This window comes from Roseobacter sp. FCG-D35, assembly GCF_033436665.1.
Classification (GTDB): Bacteria; Pseudomonadota; Alphaproteobacteria; order Rhodobacterales; family Rhodobacteraceae; genus JAWQFO01.
In genome coordinates, this window is sequence record NZ_JAWQFO010000001.1 from 488,269 (window position 1) to 504,790 (window position 16,522).

17 protein-coding genes are annotated in these 16,522 nt (G+C 64.6%); 12 read left to right on the top strand and 5 right to left on the bottom strand.

Annotated elements, in window-relative coordinates:
• Positions 1-226: 226 nt before the first annotated feature.
• The 4 genes from R5H30_RS02145 to R5H30_RS02160 all read left to right on the top strand — a co-directional run bounded on the left by R5H30_RS02145 (position 227) and on the right by R5H30_RS02160 (position 2,177).
• A complete protein-coding gene (locus R5H30_RS02145) occupies positions 227-715 on the top strand; it encodes a hypothetical protein (protein ID WP_318326335.1) in 489 nt (162 codons plus the stop codon).
• A complete protein-coding gene (locus tag R5H30_RS02150) occupies positions 715-1,104 on the top strand; it encodes a cell division protein ZapA (RefSeq protein ID WP_318326336.1) in 390 nt (129 codons plus the stop codon). Before R5H30_RS02145 ends, R5H30_RS02150 begins: the two co-directional genes overlap by 1 nt.
• Positions 1,101-1,445: an MliC family protein gene (locus R5H30_RS02155; protein ID WP_318326337.1), complete on the top strand. Its 345-nt coding sequence runs from the start codon at positions 1,101-1,103 to the stop codon at positions 1,443-1,445. The genes R5H30_RS02150 and R5H30_RS02155 overlap by 4 nt, the downstream gene beginning before the upstream one ends.
• 276 nt (positions 1,446-1,721) lie before the next feature.
• Positions 1,722-2,177, top strand: a complete 456-nt coding sequence (locus R5H30_RS02160) for a CHAP domain-containing protein (RefSeq protein ID WP_318326338.1) — start codon at positions 1,722-1,724, stop codon at positions 2,175-2,177.
• 15 nt (positions 2,178-2,192) lie between these two features.
• Here the strand turns inward: R5H30_RS02160 and R5H30_RS02165 are convergent, their stop codons facing one another.
• Positions 2,193-3,161: a DUF808 domain-containing protein gene (locus R5H30_RS02165; protein WP_318326339.1), complete on the bottom strand. Its 969-nt coding sequence runs from the start codon at positions 3,159-3,161 to the stop codon at positions 2,193-2,195.
• Positions 3,162-3,397: 236 nt separating this feature from the next.
• Between R5H30_RS02165 and gap the strand changes: the two genes are divergently transcribed.
• The gene (gene gap, locus R5H30_RS02170) at positions 3,398-4,399 is read left to right on the top strand and encodes a type I glyceraldehyde-3-phosphate dehydrogenase (RefSeq protein ID WP_318326340.1); all 1,002 of its coding nucleotides are present in this window, start codon (positions 3,398-3,400) and stop codon (positions 4,397-4,399) included.
• 107 nt (positions 4,400-4,506) lie between these two features.
• Entirely contained in the window at positions 4,507-4,650 is a 144-nt protein-coding gene (locus R5H30_RS02175; RefSeq protein WP_318326341.1) for a hypothetical protein, read from the top strand.
• Positions 4,651-4,660: 10 nt separating this feature from the next.
• On the opposite strand, the gene coaD is transcribed toward R5H30_RS02175, so the two are convergent.
• The 3 genes from coaD to R5H30_RS02190 form a co-directional block, all read right to left on the bottom strand.
• Positions 4,661-5,152, bottom strand: coding sequence for a pantetheine-phosphate adenylyltransferase (coaD, locus tag R5H30_RS02180; protein ID WP_318326342.1), 492 nt, complete (start codon positions 5,150-5,152; stop codon positions 4,661-4,663).
• 83 nt (positions 5,153-5,235) lie between these two features.
• Positions 5,236-5,670, bottom strand: a complete 435-nt coding sequence (locus R5H30_RS02185) for a CBS domain-containing protein (RefSeq protein ID WP_318326343.1) — start codon at positions 5,668-5,670, stop codon at positions 5,236-5,238.
• Positions 5,671-5,785: 115 nt separating this feature from the next.
• On the bottom strand, positions 5,786-6,691 hold the full coding sequence (locus R5H30_RS02190) for a LysR family transcriptional regulator (protein WP_318326344.1): 906 nt from the start codon (positions 6,689-6,691) through the stop codon (positions 5,786-5,788).
• 179 nt (positions 6,692-6,870) lie between these two features.
• On the opposite strand from R5H30_RS02190, the gene R5H30_RS02195 reads away from it, so the two are divergent.
• The 6 genes from R5H30_RS02195 (at position 6,871) to R5H30_RS02220 (ending at position 13,583) form a co-directional block, all read left to right on the top strand.
• Entirely contained in the window at positions 6,871-8,370 is a 1,500-nt protein-coding gene (locus R5H30_RS02195; protein ID WP_318326345.1) for a CoA-acylating methylmalonate-semialdehyde dehydrogenase, read from the top strand.
• A gap of 450 nt (positions 8,371-8,820) precedes the next feature.
• Entirely contained in the window at positions 8,821-9,522 is a 702-nt protein-coding gene (locus tag R5H30_RS02200; protein ID WP_318326346.1) for a VPLPA-CTERM sorting domain-containing protein, read from the top strand.
• Between the two features lie 203 nt (positions 9,523-9,725).
• Positions 9,726-10,781, top strand: a complete 1,056-nt coding sequence (locus R5H30_RS02205) for a hypothetical protein (RefSeq protein ID WP_318326347.1) — start codon at positions 9,726-9,728, stop codon at positions 10,779-10,781.
• 151 nt (positions 10,782-10,932) lie between these two features.
• The gene (locus tag R5H30_RS02210; protein WP_318326348.1) at positions 10,933-12,075 is read left to right on the top strand and encodes an acyl-CoA dehydrogenase family protein; all 1,143 of its coding nucleotides are present in this window, start codon (positions 10,933-10,935) and stop codon (positions 12,073-12,075) included.
• Complete coding sequence (locus tag R5H30_RS02215) at positions 12,072-13,124, top strand: enoyl-CoA hydratase/isomerase family protein (protein ID WP_318326349.1); 1,053 nt, start codon at positions 12,072-12,074, stop codon at positions 13,122-13,124. The genes R5H30_RS02210 and R5H30_RS02215 overlap by 4 nt, the downstream gene beginning before the upstream one ends.
• A 102-nt stretch (positions 13,125-13,226) precedes the next feature.
• The gene (locus tag R5H30_RS02220; protein WP_318326350.1) at positions 13,227-13,583 is read left to right on the top strand and encodes an excinuclease ABC subunit A; all 357 of its coding nucleotides are present in this window, start codon (positions 13,227-13,229) and stop codon (positions 13,581-13,583) included.
• Positions 13,584-13,614: 31 nt separating this feature from the next.
• Here the strand turns inward: R5H30_RS02220 and uvrA are convergent, their stop codons facing one another.
• Positions 13,615-16,497 (bottom strand): excinuclease ABC subunit UvrA, encoded by a 2,883-nt coding sequence (gene uvrA, locus R5H30_RS02225; protein ID WP_318326351.1) that lies wholly within the window; start codon positions 16,495-16,497, stop codon positions 13,615-13,617.
• Between the last annotated feature and the right edge of the window lie 25 nt (positions 16,498-16,522).

The following is a 16,522-nucleotide window of genomic DNA, read 5'->3' on the forward strand; positions in this document are numbered from 1 at the left end:
GGGCGGAATGGGACCCGCGCTGCATATCAGCCGATCCGCAAAGTGCAAGCCGAACCGAGCGATGCTCTGGTCCCGACATCAACTCCGCCGACCAAGGTGTTGTTTGCAATGGGGGGGCGCATTTGCCGGATGGGTTGGATATTCTCGGCTTCAAGGGCCAGGCCGCGCGATTCGCCCGATGGTGGCAGCAGCGGTCGGTCCACCGGAAACACGCTACGAGGTGGGCATGAGCGAGTTGGAACTGGAAGAGCTGCAGCGGCGCATCACAGGCGCGCTGGACCGCGTCGCGGGCGGGATCGAACGGCTCGGCGGCCCCGACGATGGGCGCATCGCCGAGCTCGAACAGGCGCTGGCCGACGAACAGACCGCCAATGCCCAGCTCGAGGAAAGGCTCAAGGTCATCGGCGAGCGTCAGCAGACGGCGCTGGCGGAAATGGAAGAGCGCGCCACCGCCGCCGAAGCGCGGATCGGCACGCTCGATCTCGATATCCAGCGCCTGCGGCAGGCCAATGCGGAACTGGCCGAGGCCTGCGAGACCCTGCGCGTGGCAAATGCCGAGGGCGTCGGCGATCCGGACCTGATCAATCGCACGGTGATCGCCGAACTCGATGCGATGCGTGCCGCGCGCGCCGTCGATTTGGCCGAAGTGCAGCAGATCATCGCCGCCATGACGCCGCTGCTCGATGATGCCGAGTTCGAGGAGGAGACCGCCTGATGCCCGAGGTGAAGATTTCCATCGGCGGCCGCCAGTTCGAAGTCGCCTGCCAGGACGGCGAGGAGCACTTCCTGCAGACCGCCGCCAAGATGCTCGACGACGAGGCGCAGGTGCTGTCCGACCAGGTCGGGCGGATGCCGGAATCGCGGATGCTGCTGATGGCCGGTCTGATGTTGGCCGACAAGACTGCGTCGGTCGAGGATCGCGTGGCCGAGGTGCAGGCCAAGCTCAACGAGGCCGAGGCCGAACTCGAACGGCTGCGCAACACCGAAGTTCCGCCCGAGCGGGTCGAGGTTCCCGTCGTCCCGCAAGGTGTCTCCGAAACCCTGGCCGAACTTGCCGCCCGCGCCGAGGCGCTGGCCGAGGCGGTCGAGGAAAGGACACGGTGAACGCACGCATCCTCGTCGCACTCGGGGTGTGGCTGACGGCCGCCACCGCTTATGCGGACGTACAACAGGTCGTTTACAGCTGCGAACGCGGCATCGAAATCCCCGTGGTCTACATCAACGGCGAGGACGCCGGCGCGCGACTTGCCTTGGCGGTTCTCGTCGTGGAAGGGCGTCTCGTCTCCCTCGAGGCGACGGAAACCGGATCGGGCGCGCGCTACGGCACGGGCGACGATCAGCCGGGGTATGTCTGGTGGACGAAGGGCGACAGTGCGAGCCTGAGCTGGCTGGAGTCCGAAAGTGGCGCCGAGACGATGCTCTTCACCGACTGCGCACAACGCTGATCCGCGCGCGATCGCGCAAACGCCAGAATTGTTCCCTGTTGCGCGCCGGAAACGCCCGCGATGGGCGAATTTTTGCCACCCCGACACGAGATCGTTGATTTTCAGAGCGCATTAACCAAGCTGCGGCACAGCTTCGAATGATAACGAAGCGTTTGGCAACAGGTGTTCAGAGGGACAATCATCTTGGGTGTCTCAAGACCGTCTTACAGCGGCCGCAATGTCGTGTGCGGCCTGCTTTTTCTCGCGACCGCGGCCTGCGGGTCGTCGATTCAGAAAGTGTCCGAAACCCCGGGCCTCGACCCCGAACGGATGTCGATGGCCTTGGCCGAGGTTCAATCGAAACATGCGCGCGGTCAGCGCGTCTGGTGCGTGCCCTTCGCCCGCGATGCCAGCGGCATCGAGATCCGCGGCAATGCCGAGACCTGGTGGGGCAAGGCCCGCGATCTCTACCATCGTGGCGATGACCCGGTCGTGGGGTCGGTGATGGCCTTCGCCTCCACGCGCGGCATGCCGATGGGCCATGTCGCCGTTGTATCGGACATTGTGTCGGATCGGCATATCCGGATCGACCACGCCAACTGGCACCGCAACCGCGTGTCGCTCAAGATGTCGGTCATGGATGTCTCGAAGGGCAACGACTGGTCGCGCGTCCGGGTCGAGACCCACCCCGGCAGCTTCGGAAAGGTCTACCCGATCAACGGCTTCATCTACCCGGTCGGCCCGGACGCCTGAGCGGCGCGCCCGCGCTCAGCGCACGAAGACCGCGCGCCAGGCCGGGGTGATGATCTTTTCGCCGATCGGGATGAGGACCAGCCCAAGCAGCAGCCCGAAGACCCCGTCGAGGGCTGCTTTCACAATCCATTCGGCAGCGCCGACATAGCTTTCAGGCAGGCTGTGTCCGACGGCCACCGCGATGTCGTGGATCCAGTGGCCAAGGGTGCCGAAGCCCAGTTCCTCCATCCCGTGTATGACGATGCTGCCACCGACCCAGAGCATCGCGGCCGTGCCGATGACGGTCAGCGCCTTCATGAAGCCCGGCATCGCCTTGACGATCCCGCGCCCCAAGGCGCGGGTCAGGCCAAGCCGGCCCTTCTCGCTCATGTAGAGCCCGACGTCGTCGGCCTTCACGATCAGCGCCACCGATCCGTAGACCGCGACCGTGATCATGATCGCCACCGCCGCCAAGGTCGCCGCCTCCATCCAGATGTTGGACTCCGGGATCGCCGACAGGGCGATGGTCATGATTTCGGCCGACAAGATGAAGTCGGTCTTGATCGCCCCCTTGGCCTTTTCCTCCTCGAGATGGGCCGGGTCCTCGACCACCTCTTCCTTCTTCGGAAAGTCCTCGTGCCCGTGCCCGCCGACCCCGAGCGCATGCGCGACCTTCTCGGCGCCTTCGAAGCACAGGTAGCAGCCGCCGACCATCAAAAGCGGCGCGATGCTCCAGGGCGCGAAATTGGCCAGCACCAGCCCCGCGGGCAGCAGGAACAGAAGCTTGTTCTTCAGCGATCCCTTGGTGATGCGCCAGATGATCGGCAATTCGCGGTCGGCGGAAAACCCGGCGACGTACTTCGGCGACACCGCGGCATCGTCGATCACCGCCCCGGCCGCCTTCGACCCGGCCTTGGCCGCCTGCCCGATCACGTCGTCTACCGAGGCCGCCGCCACCTTGGCGATCGAGGCCACGTCGTCCAGCAACGCCAGAAGTCCACTCATTCATCCGCTCCCAACCTGCTGTCGTCTGCGCCCCGACGTCACCTTTCCGGTCACTGTCTCGCGGACGCACCGAAAATTCAACCGCAGGCGTAAAACCCGTCAGGCGCCTGCATCGACTGTCACACGCTAACATCGCATTTATCGCTAACATACGGAAAAAGCGTTGTTTTATTCATTCCGCATTCCAGCCACGATGGATATAGAACCCCGGATTCGATAGACCAGAGGAAGACCGCATGACCGTCAAAGTCGGCATCAACGGGTTCGGGCGCATCGGCCGCTGCACCCTGTCGCATATCGCCAGTTCCGGCCGCAACGACATCGAGGTCGTCGCCGTCAATGCCACCGGGCCGGTCGAGACCGCGGCGCATCTGCTCAAGTACGATTCCATCCACGGGCGTTTTCCCGGCGCGGTCACGACCGGTTCCGACTGGATGGACATCGGGCGGGGGCCGATGCGGATGATGTCCTCCTACAGTCTCGACGATCTCGATTGGACGGGCGTCGACGTGGTTCTCGAATGCACCGGCAAGTTCAACGACGGTGGGACGGCCCGCACGCATCTCGACCGCGGCGCCCGGCGCGTCCTCATTTCGGCCCCGGCGAAGAACGTGGACCGCACCGTGGTCTTTGGCGTCAATCACCGCGATCTCGTTGACGCGGACGTCACGGTCTCGAACGGGTCTTGCACCACCAATTGCCTCGCCCCGCTGGCCAAGGCGCTCGACGAGGCAATCGGGATCGAGCGTGGCATCATGACCACGATCCACTCGTATACCGGCGACCAGCCGACGCTCGACCGGCGCCATGACGATCTCTACCGCGCACGCGCCGCCGCGATGGCGATGATCCCGACCTCCACCGGTGCCGCGAAGGCGCTGGGCGAGGTGCTGCCGAACCTGAAGGGCAAGCTCGACGGCACCGCCATCCGCGTGCCCACGCCCAACGTCTCGGCGGTGGACCTGACCTTCGAGGCGACCCGTGAGGTGACCGTCGACGAGGTGAACGCCGCGCTCGAGGCGGCAGCCTTGGGCCCGCTCGGCCGCGTTCTGGCCTACGATCCCGAGCCCAAGGTTTCGATCGACTTCAACCACACCGAACACAGCTGTATCGTGGCGCCCGAACAGACCAAGGTCGTCGGAGGGCGGAGCGTGCGCGTGCTGGCCTGGTACGATAACGAATGGGGGTTCTCCGCCCGCATGGCGGATGTCGCGGTCACCATGGGCCTGATGGGCTGAGATCCCCGCGCTTGCGGGGCGGTCCGCGCGCTGGCACAAGGGGCGCGGGTTCCGCGCCCCCGAAAGCGCGCGCTGACACCTGGGAACGGGCGCGTGATCCGACAGCCATGACCAACCGCATCGCCTTTCTGCTCGGCCTCGTGATCGCGTCCGGCATCGCCATCGACATCTGGGTTTTCGAAGCCGCGAACCTGCTGTTTCTCGCCCGCAAGTTCTCCGATCTTCTCGATTGGATGGCATTCTGGCGCTGAGCCCTCGCTGTCAGCCGAACCGCTCCATCAGCTTGTCATGCACCGCCGGCGTCACGAACTTGGTCACGTCGCCGCCCAGCCGCGCGATCTCCTTGACCAGCTTGCTGGCGATCGCTTGGTGCTCGGCCTCGGCCATCAGGAACACCGTTTCGATGGAATCGTCCAGTTGCCGGTTCATCCCGACCATCTGGTACTCGTATTCGAAATCCGCAACGGCGCGCAGGCCGCGCACGATGATCCCCGCCCCGACGTCTCGGGCGCAGTCGATCAGCAGGTTCTCGAACGGGTGCACGACCACCTCGGTCCCGGTCAGTTTGGACAGCCGCGCGCCTTCGGTCTCGACCATCTTCACGCGCTCTTCCAGCGAGAACAAAGGTCCCTTGTCGCGGTTGATCGCGACGCCGATGACCAGCCGGTCCACCAGCGCCGCGGCGCGCCGCATGATGTCGATATGCCCAAGCGTGATCGGATCGAACGTGCCGGGATAGAGACCTACGCGCATGCGGTTTTCCTGTCTTGGACGGTTTTGCGCAAACGATCACTTCGGCGGTGAAAACGCAACCGCAGCCCCGGCGCGCGATGGGGTCAGTGCCCCATGATCATCCCTTCGAGCGCATCTTTCTCCATCGCCAGTTCGGTCAGACGGGCCTTCACCACGTCGCCGAGCGAGATCAGACCCACGAGCTTGCCGTCCTCGACCACCGGCATGTGACGAAAGCGCCCGTCCGTCATCTTCTGCAGGATGTCCTGAGCCTGGTCGCCGTGGTGGCAGGTCACCAGTTTTGAGGTCATGTACTTTTCGACAGTGTCGCCCAGACAACCGACGCCCCGCGCGCCCAGCTCCCGGACGATGTCGCGTTCCGACAGGATGCCCTCGGCGACCGTGCCGTCGGACGAGATCACGACGGTCCCGATCCGGTTCTTCGACAGGATGCCCGCCGCCTCCGAGACCAGTGTCGACGGCGGCACCGTATAGACCGAATCGTCCGACTTGGATTTGAGGATTTGAGAGACCAGCATCCGAACCTCCGGGCATCGCTTAAATCTGACCCAGCGTCACCGCTATGTCCTTTCAAGTCAAGAGACTGGGACCCCGACCTATGGCGCAGTCGGCACCGCGCGCGCGGGTCCGATCTCAGTCTGGCGACAGGCTTTCCTCGAGCCGGGCCACCTCCTGTTTCAGCCCTGCGCCAAGCGCCTCGGCGAACCGCCCGAGCCGTCGGTCTCGGCGGTCGTCGGCATGGCGGATCAGATAGAAGCTGCGCTTGAGGCTCAGCTGATCCATGAGAATGCGTCGGACGCCCGGTGCCGCCGGAAGGGCGAAATCGTGAACCACCCCGATACCACCGCCCTGCCGCAGCCAGTTGAGCTGCACCGAGACCGAGTTCGAGGCCAGCGGGACGCGGGTCACGCCAAGCTCGCCGAGATAATCCAGTTCGCGGTCGAAGATCATGTCCGGGATATAGCCGACCATGCGGTGCCCCTTGAGGTCCGATAGCCCGGCGATCTTGCCTGCCGCTGCGAGGTAGCTCTCCGACGCGGCCAAATGCAGCCGGTAGTCGGCCACCTTCTGCACGACAAGCCGCCCCGCCGTGGGCGCGCTGACGCCGATGGCAAGGTCGGCCTCTCGGCGGGACAAGTTGAAGACGCGCGGCAGGGCGACGATCTGGATGTCGAGATCGGGGTTGCCCTCGGCGATCGCAGCGCAGACCTGCGGCAGCAGGAAGTTCGCAGCGCCGTCGGGCGCCCCGATCCGCACCTGTCCCCGCAGCCTGTCGCCGTCGTCGGGCAGCCCCGCCGTGGCCGAGCGCAGCACCTGTTCGGCGGCCTCGGCGCGCGCCAGCAGGTCGCGCCCGGCCTCTGTCAGCGCATAGCCCTGCGGCGATTTGGCAAAGAGCGTGGCCTGCAGGCTGTCCTCGAGCCGCGCCATGCGTCGCCCCAGCGTTGCTGGATCGAGCCGCAGGATCTTGCCCGCCCCTGACAGGCTCTGCTCGCGCGCGACGGCGAGAAACAGGCGCAGGTCATCCCAGTTTGTCTGCATATCGCCTCTCCCCGTGACTTCATGATATTGCAATTTTGCAAAACGATTTTGACGACTTCACCCTTTATGCTGCCTTTTTGCAAGGATAGGGTCACGCCCGAACCGGCCACCTTCACAAGAGGCCGATCCCATCCCGGCACCGCGCCGTGCGGCGCCGCAGCACAGGAGAGACCCCGGACATGCAGGAACTCACGCATTATCTCGACGGCGCGCACGTCAAGGGCGGCTCGGGCCGCTTTTCGGACGTCTACAATCCGGCAACCGGCGAAGTGCAGGCGAAATGCCCCCTGGCCAGCACCGACGAGGTCAACGAGGCCGTGCGCCTTGCCGCCGAGGCGCAGCCGGCCTGGGCCGCGGTCAACCCGCAGCGCCGGGCGCGCGTGCTGATGAAGTTCGTCGATCTGCTGAACCGCGACATGGACAAGCTGGCCGAAGCGCTGTCGCGCGAGCATGGCAAGACCCTTCCGGACGCCGCCGGCGACGTGCAGCGCGGGCTCGAGGTGGTCGAGTACTGCATCGGCGCGCCGCAGATGCTGAAGGGCGAATACACCGACAGCGCCGGCCCCGGCATCGACATGTACTCGATGCGCCAGCCGCTCGGCGTCACCGCCGGCATCACGCCTTTCAACTTCCCGGCGATGATCCCGATGTGGATGTTCGCCCCGGCCATCGCCTGCGGCAACGCCTTCATCCTCAAGCCGTCCGAGCGCGATCCGTCGGTGCCGTTGATGCTGGCCGAACTGATGGAGGAAGCCGGGCTGCCAAAGGGCATCCTGCAGGTCGTGAACGGCGACAAGGAAGCGGTGGACGCCCTGCTCCACCACCCGGTCGTGCAGTCGATCGGCTTCGTCGGCTCGACCCCGATCGCCGAATACATCTACGCCACCGGCTGTGCGAACGGCAAACGGGTGCAATGCTTCGGCGGCGCCAAGAACCACATGATCGTCATGCCCGACGCCGACATGGATCAGGCTGCCGACGCGCTGGTCGGTGCCGGTTACGGGGCCGCCGGCGAACGCTGCATGGCGATCTCGGTGGCCGTGCCCGTGGGCGACGAGACCGCGGACCGGCTGATCGAGAAGCTGGTGCCGCGGATCGAAAAGCTGAAGGTCGGCCCCTTCAGCGCCGGCAAGGACGTGGACTACGGCCCGGTCGTGACCGCCGCCGCCAAGGCCAACATCGAACGCCTCGTGCAGTCGGGCATCGATCAGGGCGCCAAGCTGGTCGTCGACGGCCGCGACTTCAGCCTGCAGGGCTATGAAGACGGCTTTTTCGTCGGCCCCCACCTCTTCGACAATGTCACCAGCGACATGGACATATACAAGACCGAGATCTTCGGACCGGTCCTGTCGACGATGCGGGCCAAGTCCTACGAAGAGGCGCTCGGCCTTGCCATGGATCACGAATATGGCAACGGCACCGCGATATTTACCCGCGACGGCGACGCTGCGCGCGACTTCGCCAACCGGATCAACATCGGCATGGTCGGCATCAACGTCCCGATCCCGGTGCCGCTGGCCTATCACACCTTCGGCGGCTGGAAGAAATCGGTCTTCGGAGACCTGAACCAGCACGGCCCGGACGCGTTCAAGTTCTATACCCGGACCAAGACCGTAACGGCGCGCTGGCCCAGCGGGATCAAGGAAGGTGGCGAGTTCAACTTCCGCCCGATGGAGTGACCGCGCGCCACCCCCGAACACGCCGATCCTCCTGTCCTGGATGACGGCGCAGGCGGGCCTTCGGGCCCGTCTTTTTCGCCCTGTGTCGGCGTCCCTTTCACATTTCTGCCACGATTGGAGACAGCGGGGCAGAAGCTTATTTCGACACGTTTTTCACGGTATCGAATCGGGGCTTCGAGTGCCGCGTTGCCGCGGCCCGGAAGACGGGATCGGCCAGCACAGCAAGGCCAGACGCCCCATTCTTCAACCAAAACTAGAGCATTGATCGACGGCGCAACATCAGCGGTCTTACCGCTACCACCATGCCGTGAATATTGACGCCCGGTTAACATAAGTGTTGGTGCCGTGGTGGAATTGTGGCAAACATACGGCGATGAACGCGACGGGCGTATATTGGGCGTTCAACCATTCGGGCCTCGGCCCATTTAAGGAAACAGAGAGGTGTTCTTTATGATCAACCTGAAGATAAAAACACTGGTGGGAGCAGCGGCCTTCGCGGCAACCGCCTTCATAGGGGGGACGGCATCCGCCGCCGTATTCACCTATGGTTTCGACGGCGTGACAAACAATTCGGTCTTGGATACGTCGATCGCCGAGTCGCAGGCCAGTGTCGAAGTCGAAGATCAAGGCGGCACTGCCGTTAGCTTCAAGTTCCTCAACACGGCCGTCCTGCCGATGTCGATCGTACAGATCTACTTCGCTGACGGTAGCCTCCTGGACTTCGCAAGCGCGGTCATCACCAACAGCGGCACGGCTTTCTCGCCGGGTTCCAGCCCGCCAAACCTGCCGGGCGGCACCTTCAGCGCGGACTACGCCACTGATGCGGACAGCAATCCGGGCGGCAAAGTCAACAACGGTGTCAAGGATGCCGGAGACAGCGTCACCGTGACCTTCAACTATGCTGGTTCCAGCATGATCGCGGACGTGATCAAGGGCCTGAACGACGGCACAATTGACGTCGGCATCCACGTGCAGGGCTTCGCAAGTGGCGGTTCCGAATCGCTCGAAATCACCGGTCGTTGCGACCCGATCACGGAAATCTGCGGACCCGGCGTGAACGTCATTCCAGTGCCGGCGGGCTTCCCGCTGCTGCTGACGGCGCTTGCGGGTGTGGGCATCCTGTCGCGCAGGAAGCTCCGCAAGACGGCATAACACCGCTCAAAACTGTGAAAAATCTGAGGCGCTCCTTGATGGGGGCGCCTTTTTCTTGCCCTGTTCCCCTCGCATAAGAGAGCCTGCGGGGGCTCCGAATCACACGAGCGAGAGACAGACTTCCAATGAAAAAAAGTGAGGCCGAAACGGGCGCATCCGCGCACGCGATACCTGATGCTGTGCCTCCCGCATTTGATGCCGGGATGGTCAACGCGTTCTTCAACGGCGGCGAAAAGGCCGTCGCACAGCTTGCCAAAAACTTCGACGACTTCGAATTCCCGGGCAGCGACACGGCCAGTTCCGTGCTGGCCGCACTCGAGCATCCCCTGCATGGCGATGCGGTCATCGACGATCCGGTGGACGATTTCGCACCGGAGGATGGTGCCTATGCCAAGCCGGCCCATGCCGGCGGCAACAAGGACGACGATGGCGCCGGCGTAAAGGGTGGCGGTCGCGGCAAGAACAAGGATACCGGAGGAGACACCGGCGGAACGGACAGCGGAGGCACTGACACCGGAGGCACCGACACCGGCAGTACGGACCCGGAACCGACGCCGGAGCCGACACCTGATCCGGAACCCGGCTATACCGCCGGAAATTACGTGAGCGGACTCGATACGCCGAACGGCTACAACATCGAAGTCGAGCTGATGGGCAACTGGACGAACGCCTATAAGCAGGCGCTCTACGACGTACTCGAAGAGATCAGCAATTTCGTCACGGGCGACCTGCCCTCACACAACGGCATTGACGACTTCAAGCTGCTCGCCGTCATCAACGCTATCGACGGCACCGGCGGCTACATGGGTGTCGGAGGCACGCTGGCCGAGCGTCCGGGCAGCTACTTGCCCAGCGAGGGCTACTTCCGGTTCGACGAGGCGGACATTCAGGCCAAGTACGACAGCGGCCTGTTCAAGGACATCGTCATGCATGAAGTTCTGCACGCGATGGGCTTCGGCACCATCGGCGAACAGCAGGGGCTGGTGAAAAGCATCGACGGGCAGATGCGCTTTGTCGGAGAGAACGCGATCGAAGCCTATCACAACGAGTTCCCGGAGATCGCCGCGAACGATCCGAACTCGCACCTGGGCGTGCGCATGACAAACGACGGTCACCACTGGCACCACAAGACCTTCACCAAGGAGATGATGACCTCGTCGCTTTACAACTCCGGCAACTACCTGTCCGAGATGTCCATCGCGGCCCTTGAGGACATGGGGTACGAAACCACATACGGTGACAACCTGATCATGGCCTGATCGCCAGACAGGCCCGGAAAAATGCGAAAGGCGGTCCTTGGGGGCCGCCTTTTCTGCTGATGCCAGCGACCGGCGGCGAGGCTTGATTTCCAGGCCGCTTTCCAGCAGGAATAAAACGGACGTTCAATTCCGACGCGGGAGGCTTGGCGACATGGACTTTGCACTGACCGAGGAACAGACGGCGATCTTCGACATGGCCCACGCCTTCGGGCAGGAGCACATCGCGCCGCACGCCCGGTCCTGGGAGGCCGAGGGCACCATCCCCAAGGAGATCTGGCCGCAACTCGCCGAGCTTGGATTCGGCGGGCTCTATGTCTCGGAAGAGTCGGGCGGCTCCGGCCTCACGAGGCTCGACGCCACACTGGTCTTCGAAGCACTGTCGATGGCCTGCCCTTCGGTTGCCGCTTTCCTTTCGATCCACAACATGTGCGCCAAGATGATCGACGCCTTCGGCAGCGACGAAATGAAGGCGCGCGTGCTGCCGGACGTGCTGACCATGAAGACCGTGCTCAGCTACTGTCTGACCGAACCGGGCTCGGGCTCGGATGCCGCAGCACTCAAGACCCGCGCCGAACGGACCAATGACGGCTACACGCTCAATGGCACCAAGGCGTTCATCTCGGGCGGCGGCTACTCGGACGCCTACGTCTGCATGGTGCGCACCTCCGACGACGGCGCGAACGGCGTCTCGACCGTCTACGTCGAGGACGGCACGCCGGGCCTCAGCTTCGGCGGGCTCGAGGACAAGATGGGCTGGCGCAGCCAGCCGACGGCGCAGGTACAGTTCGACGATTGCAGGATCCCGGCGGAGAACCTCGTCGGAGAGGAAGGCCGCGGATTCCGCTACGCGATGATGGGGCTCGACGGCGGGCGGCTCAACATCTCGGCCTGCTCGCTTGGCGCGGCTCAAACCGCGCTTTCGGCGACGCTCGACTACATGGGCGAGCGTAAGGCGTTCGGGCAAAGCATCGACCAGTTCCAGGGCCTCCAGTTCCGCCTCGCCGACATGGAGATCCAGCTTCAGGCGGCGCGCACCTTCCTGCGGCAGGCGGCCTGGAAGCTCGACCAGGGCGCACCGGACGCCACCAAGTTCTGCGCGATGGCCAAGAAGTTCGTGACCGAGGCGGGCAGCCGCGTCGTCGACCAGTGCCTGCAGCTGCACGGCGGCTACGGGTATCTCGCCGACTACGGGATCGAGAAGCTGGTGCGCGACCTGCGGGTCCACCAGATCCTCGAAGGCACGAACGAGATCATGCGGGTCATCGTGGCACGCGACATGCTGAAGAACCGATGAGTGACATCGACATCCGCAAGAGCGGGCGCGCCGGGCGGATCACCCTGACCCGTCCCAAGGCGCTGAACGCGCTCAGCTACGAGATGTGCCTGGACATCGAGCGGGCGCTGGACGCCTGGCGCGCGGATAACGAAGTGGCGCTGGTCATACTGGACGCCGAAGGTGACAGGGCGTTCTGCGCGGGCGGCGACATCGCCGAGATGTACCGCACCGGCACGCAGGGCGACTATGCCTACGGGCGGCGGTTCTGGGCCGACGAGTACCGGATGAACGCCAAGATCGAAGCCTACCCGAAACCGGTAGTGTCCCTCATGTATGGCTTCGTCATGGGTGGCGGTGTCGGAATCGGCTGCCACGGATCGCATCGCATCGTGGGCGAGACCAGCCGGATCGCGATGCCCGAATGCGGGATCGGCCTGGTGCCGGATGTCGGCGGCTCCTACCTGTTGGCGCGGGCGCCCGGTTTCGTCGGCACCTACCTCGGGACCACCGGGGCGCGAATGGATGCCGCCGATGCCCTCCGTGTCGGGTTCGCCGATTTTTTCGTGCCACAGGAAGCCTGGCCCGGACTGATCGCGGCGCTGGAAGAGCATGGCGACGCGCAGGTCATTCCTGCCGCGGCGCGGGCCACCGGTCCGGGTGCGCTCGCAGAAATCGCCTCTGAGATCGACGCGCACTTCGACGCGACCGACCTCGCCGCCATTCTGGAGAGTTTGCAAACGAGTGAGAGCGAGTTTGCAAAGAAGGCCGCAACGGCCCTGCGCGCCGCAAGCCCACTGTCCGTAGCGTGCACGATCGAGATCCTGCGACGCCTGCGTGCTGACGGGCCCAGCATGGCAGCAGCCCTCGATCTCGAGTATCGCTTCACGGCCCGCGCGATGGAGCACGGCGATTTCCTGGAAGGCATCCGCGCCGCGATCATCGACAAGGACCGTGCGCCGCACTGGCGACACGAGACCGCTGATGTCCCGACTGACGACGTCAGGCGGATGCTCGAACCGCTCGAGGATGGAGCGCTCGACCTGGCCGGGCGCGCAGGAACGGCCTGAAACCGCTGCATTTCACGGGCGAACGACCGCCGGCGCGCGTCCCGTCATGCAACCTTTCGCTGAGCGGACGGTTTTTTCCGCAAGACAAGAAGGAGTTCGACCATGCGTACCCGTTTCACCACTGTGACCTGTCTCGCCGCGGCGCTTGCGGCGTTCAGCCTCGCCCCGACCGCCGAGGCGGCCCCCAAGGGTTGCCCGCCGGGCTTGGCGAAAAAGGCCGTGCCCTGTGTTCCGCCCGGCCAGGCGAAGAAGGCGCAGCCGCGGGTGGATTACGACGGTTACCGGTACGGTCGCGGGGACGTGATCGATCGGGACTACGTGATCCTGGCGAACCCGGACCGCTACGGGCTGAACCCGCGCGATACCTACTATCGCAGCGGCGGCTACATCTATCGCGTCGACGAGGACACGCGGAAGGTTCTCGACCTCATCGGTGCCGTCAACGCGATCCTGAACTGAGAGTGAACGGCTGCCGCCGACTCGCGGCAGCCTATTCCGCCGCGACCTTGCCGCGCGACTTCAGCATCGGCTTGAGATAGTGGCCGGTGTGGCTGTCGACGATCTCGGCGACCTCTTCGGGCGTGCCTGTGGCCACGATCTGGCCGCCTCCGTCGCCGCCTTCCGGGCCGATGTCGATGAGATGATCCGCCGTCTTGATGACATCGAGATTGTGCTCGATCACCACCACCGAATTGCCCTGCTCGACCAGTTCATGCAGCACCTCGAGCAGCTTGCGCACGTCCTCGAAATGCAGCCCAGTCGTCGGCTCGTCGAGAATATAAAGCGTGCGGCCCGTCGAGCGTTTCGACAGTTCCTTGGACAGCTTGACGCGTTGCGCCTCGCCGCCTGACAGCGTCGTCGCCTGCTGTCCGACCTTGATATAGCCGAGGCCCACGCGCATCAGGGCGTCCATCTTCTCCCGGATCGACGGGACCGCCTGAAAGAAGGCCTGCGCGTCCTCGACGGTCATGTCGAGCACGTCAGCGATGCTCTTGCCCTTGAACTTCACCTCCAGCGTCTCGCGGTTGTAGCGCTTGCCCTTGCAGGTCTCGCATTCCACGTAGACGTCCGGCAGGAAATGCATCTCGATCTTGATGACCCCGTCACCCTGGCAGGCCTCGCAGCGCCCGCCCTTGACGTTGAACGAGAAGCGACCGGGTTTGTAGCCGCGTGCCTTGGCCTCGGGCAGGCCGGCGAACCAGTCGCGGATCGGCGTGAAGGCCCCGGTGTAAGTCGCCGGGTTCGACCGCGGCGTGCGCCCGATCGGGCGCTGGTCGATGTCGATCACCTTGTCGAGATGCTCGAGCCCCTTGATCGTGTCGCAGGGCGCGGGTGTCTGGCGCGCCCCGTTAAGCCGCATCGAGGCGGTCTTGAACAGGGTTTCGATGGTCAGGGTCGACTTGCCGCCGCCCGATACACCGGTCACGCAGACGAACTGGCCAAGCGGATAATCGACGCTGACGTTGCGCAGGTTGTTGCCGGTGGCGTTCTCGATCCGCACCCGCTTGCCGTTGCCTTTGCGGCGCGAGGCCGGCACCGGGATTTCGCGCGCGCCCGTCAGGTACTGGCCGGTGATGCTTTGGGTGTTCGCGGCGATATCGGCGGGTGTGCCGTGGGCCACCACCTCGCCGCCGTGCACCCCTGCCCCGGGCCCGATGTCGAAGACGTAATCGGCCTCGCGGATCGCCTCTTCGTCATGTTCCACGACGATCACCGTGTTGCCCTGATCGCGCAGGTTCTTCAGCGTCAGCAGCAGCCGGTCGTTGTCGCGCTGGTGCAACCCTATAGACGGCTCGTCGAGCACGTAAAGCACGCCGGTCAGGCCCGAGCCGATCTGGCTGGCGAGGCGGATGCGCTGGCTTTCGCCGCCACTGAGCGTGCCGCTGGAGCGGCTGAGCGTGAGATACTCCAGCCCGACATTGTTTAGAAAGCCGAGCCGCTCGCGGATTTCCTTGAGGATCGCGCGCGCAATCTCGTTCTTCTGCGCCGAGAGATACTCCGGCACCTCGCGGCACCAGTCATAGGCCTCGCGGATCGACATCTGCACGACCTGCCCGACGTGCAGCAGCCGGTCGGGCGCATCTGCGGGCCCGATCTTGACCGCCAGCGCCTCTTCGCGCAGCCGGTAGCCGCCGCAGGTGCCGCAGGGGCGGTTGTTCTGGTAGCGTTCGAACTCTTCGCGAATCCAGCTCGAGTCGGTCTCGCGATAGCGCCGCTCCATGTTCGGAATGACACCCTCGAAAACCCGGGTGACCTGGTAGACCCGGCCGCCCTCGTCATAGCGGAACGCGATCTCCTCGTCGCCCGACCCGTAGAGGAAGACCTGCTTGACGTTCTCCGGCAGGTCCTTCCACTTGGTCGACTGTTTGAACCCGTAATGCTTGGCGATGGCCTCGATGGTCTGCAGGAAATAGGGCGACTTGCCCTTGCGCCAAGGCGCCAGTGCGCCGTCGGCGATCTTCAGGTTCTGGTCCGGCACCACGAGCCGTTCGTCGAAAAAGAGCTCGACCCCAAGCCCGTCGCAGGACGGGCAGGCCCCGAACGGTGCGTTGAACGAGAACAGGCGCGGCTCGATCTCGGGGATGGTGAAGCCGCTCACCGGGCAGGCGAATTTCTCGGAGAAGGTGAAGCGCTCCGGCTCGCCTTCGCTCGGCGCGGTTTCGAGAATGGCGATCCCGTCGGCAAGATCCAGCGCCGTACGCAGGCTGTCGGCCAGCCGCGTCTCCAGCCCCTCGCGGATCACGATCCGGTCCACCACGACGTCGATGTCGTGGCGGAACTTCTTGTCGAGCGTCGGCGGGTCGTCGAGGTCGTGGAAAGTGCCGTCGACCTTCACGCGCTGAAAGCCCTGCTTGCGCAGCTCCAGGAATTCCTTGCGGTACTCGCCCTTGCGGTCGCGGATGATCGGCGCCAGCAGGTAGGCACGGGTGCCCTCCTCCATCGCCATGATCCGGTCGACCATGTCCTGAACCTGCTGCGCCTCGATCGGCTTGCCGGTGGCCGGACTGTAGGGCGTGCCGGCGCGAGCGTAGAGCAGCCGCATGTAGTCGTAGATCTCGGTCACCGTGCCGACTGTCGAGCGCGGGTTCTTCGAGGTCGTTTTCTGCTCGATCGAGATCGCCGGGCTGAGCCCCGAGATGTGGTCGACGTCCGGCTTCTGCATCATGTCGAGGAACTGCCGGGCATAGGCCGACAGCGACTCCACGTAGCGGCGCTGCCCCTCGGCATAGATCGTGTCGAAGGCCAGGGACGACTTGCCGGACCCCGACAGGCCCGTGATCACCACCAGTTGGTCGCGGGGAATGTCGACGTCGATGCTCTTGAGGTTGTGCTCGCGCGCGCCGCGCACTTCGATGTTCTTCAGTTCGGCCATCCGGGGCTCCCGTTAACACTTCCGT

Coding starts and splice junctions, on each gene's coding strand:
- uvrA (WP_318326351.1), bottom strand. CDS start 16,497: ATGGCCGAACTGAAGAACATCGAAGTGCGCGGCGCGCGCGAGCACAAC.
- coaD (WP_318326342.1), bottom strand. CDS start 5,152: ATGCGCGTAGGTCTCTATCCCGGCACGTTCGATCCGATCACGCTTGGG.
- R5H30_RS02215 (WP_318326349.1), top strand. CDS start 12,072: ATGAGTGACATCGACATCCGCAAGAGCGGGCGCGCCGGGCGGATCACC.
- R5H30_RS02190 (WP_318326344.1), bottom strand. CDS start 6,691: ATGCAGACAAACTGGGATGACCTGCGCCTGTTTCTCGCCGTCGCGCGC.
- gap (WP_318326340.1), top strand. CDS start 3,398: ATGACCGTCAAAGTCGGCATCAACGGGTTCGGGCGCATCGGCCGCTGC.
- R5H30_RS02145 (WP_318326335.1), top strand. CDS start 227: ATGAGCGAGTTGGAACTGGAAGAGCTGCAGCGGCGCATCACAGGCGCG.
- R5H30_RS02195 (WP_318326345.1), top strand. CDS start 6,871: ATGCAGGAACTCACGCATTATCTCGACGGCGCGCACGTCAAGGGCGGC.
- R5H30_RS02200 (WP_318326346.1), top strand. CDS start 8,821: ATGATCAACCTGAAGATAAAAACACTGGTGGGAGCAGCGGCCTTCGCG.
- R5H30_RS02210 (WP_318326348.1), top strand. CDS start 10,933: ATGGACTTTGCACTGACCGAGGAACAGACGGCGATCTTCGACATGGCC.
- R5H30_RS02220 (WP_318326350.1), top strand. CDS start 13,227: ATGCGTACCCGTTTCACCACTGTGACCTGTCTCGCCGCGGCGCTTGCG.
- R5H30_RS02165 (WP_318326339.1), bottom strand. CDS start 3,161: ATGAGTGGACTTCTGGCGTTGCTGGACGACGTGGCCTCGATCGCCAAG.
- R5H30_RS02185 (WP_318326343.1), bottom strand. CDS start 5,670: ATGCTGGTCTCTCAAATCCTCAAATCCAAGTCGGACGATTCGGTCTAT.
- R5H30_RS02175 (WP_318326341.1), top strand. CDS start 4,507: ATGACCAACCGCATCGCCTTTCTGCTCGGCCTCGTGATCGCGTCCGGC.
- R5H30_RS02150 (WP_318326336.1), top strand. CDS start 715: ATGCCCGAGGTGAAGATTTCCATCGGCGGCCGCCAGTTCGAAGTCGCC.
- R5H30_RS02205 (WP_318326347.1), top strand. CDS start 9,726: ATGGTCAACGCGTTCTTCAACGGCGGCGAAAAGGCCGTCGCACAGCTT.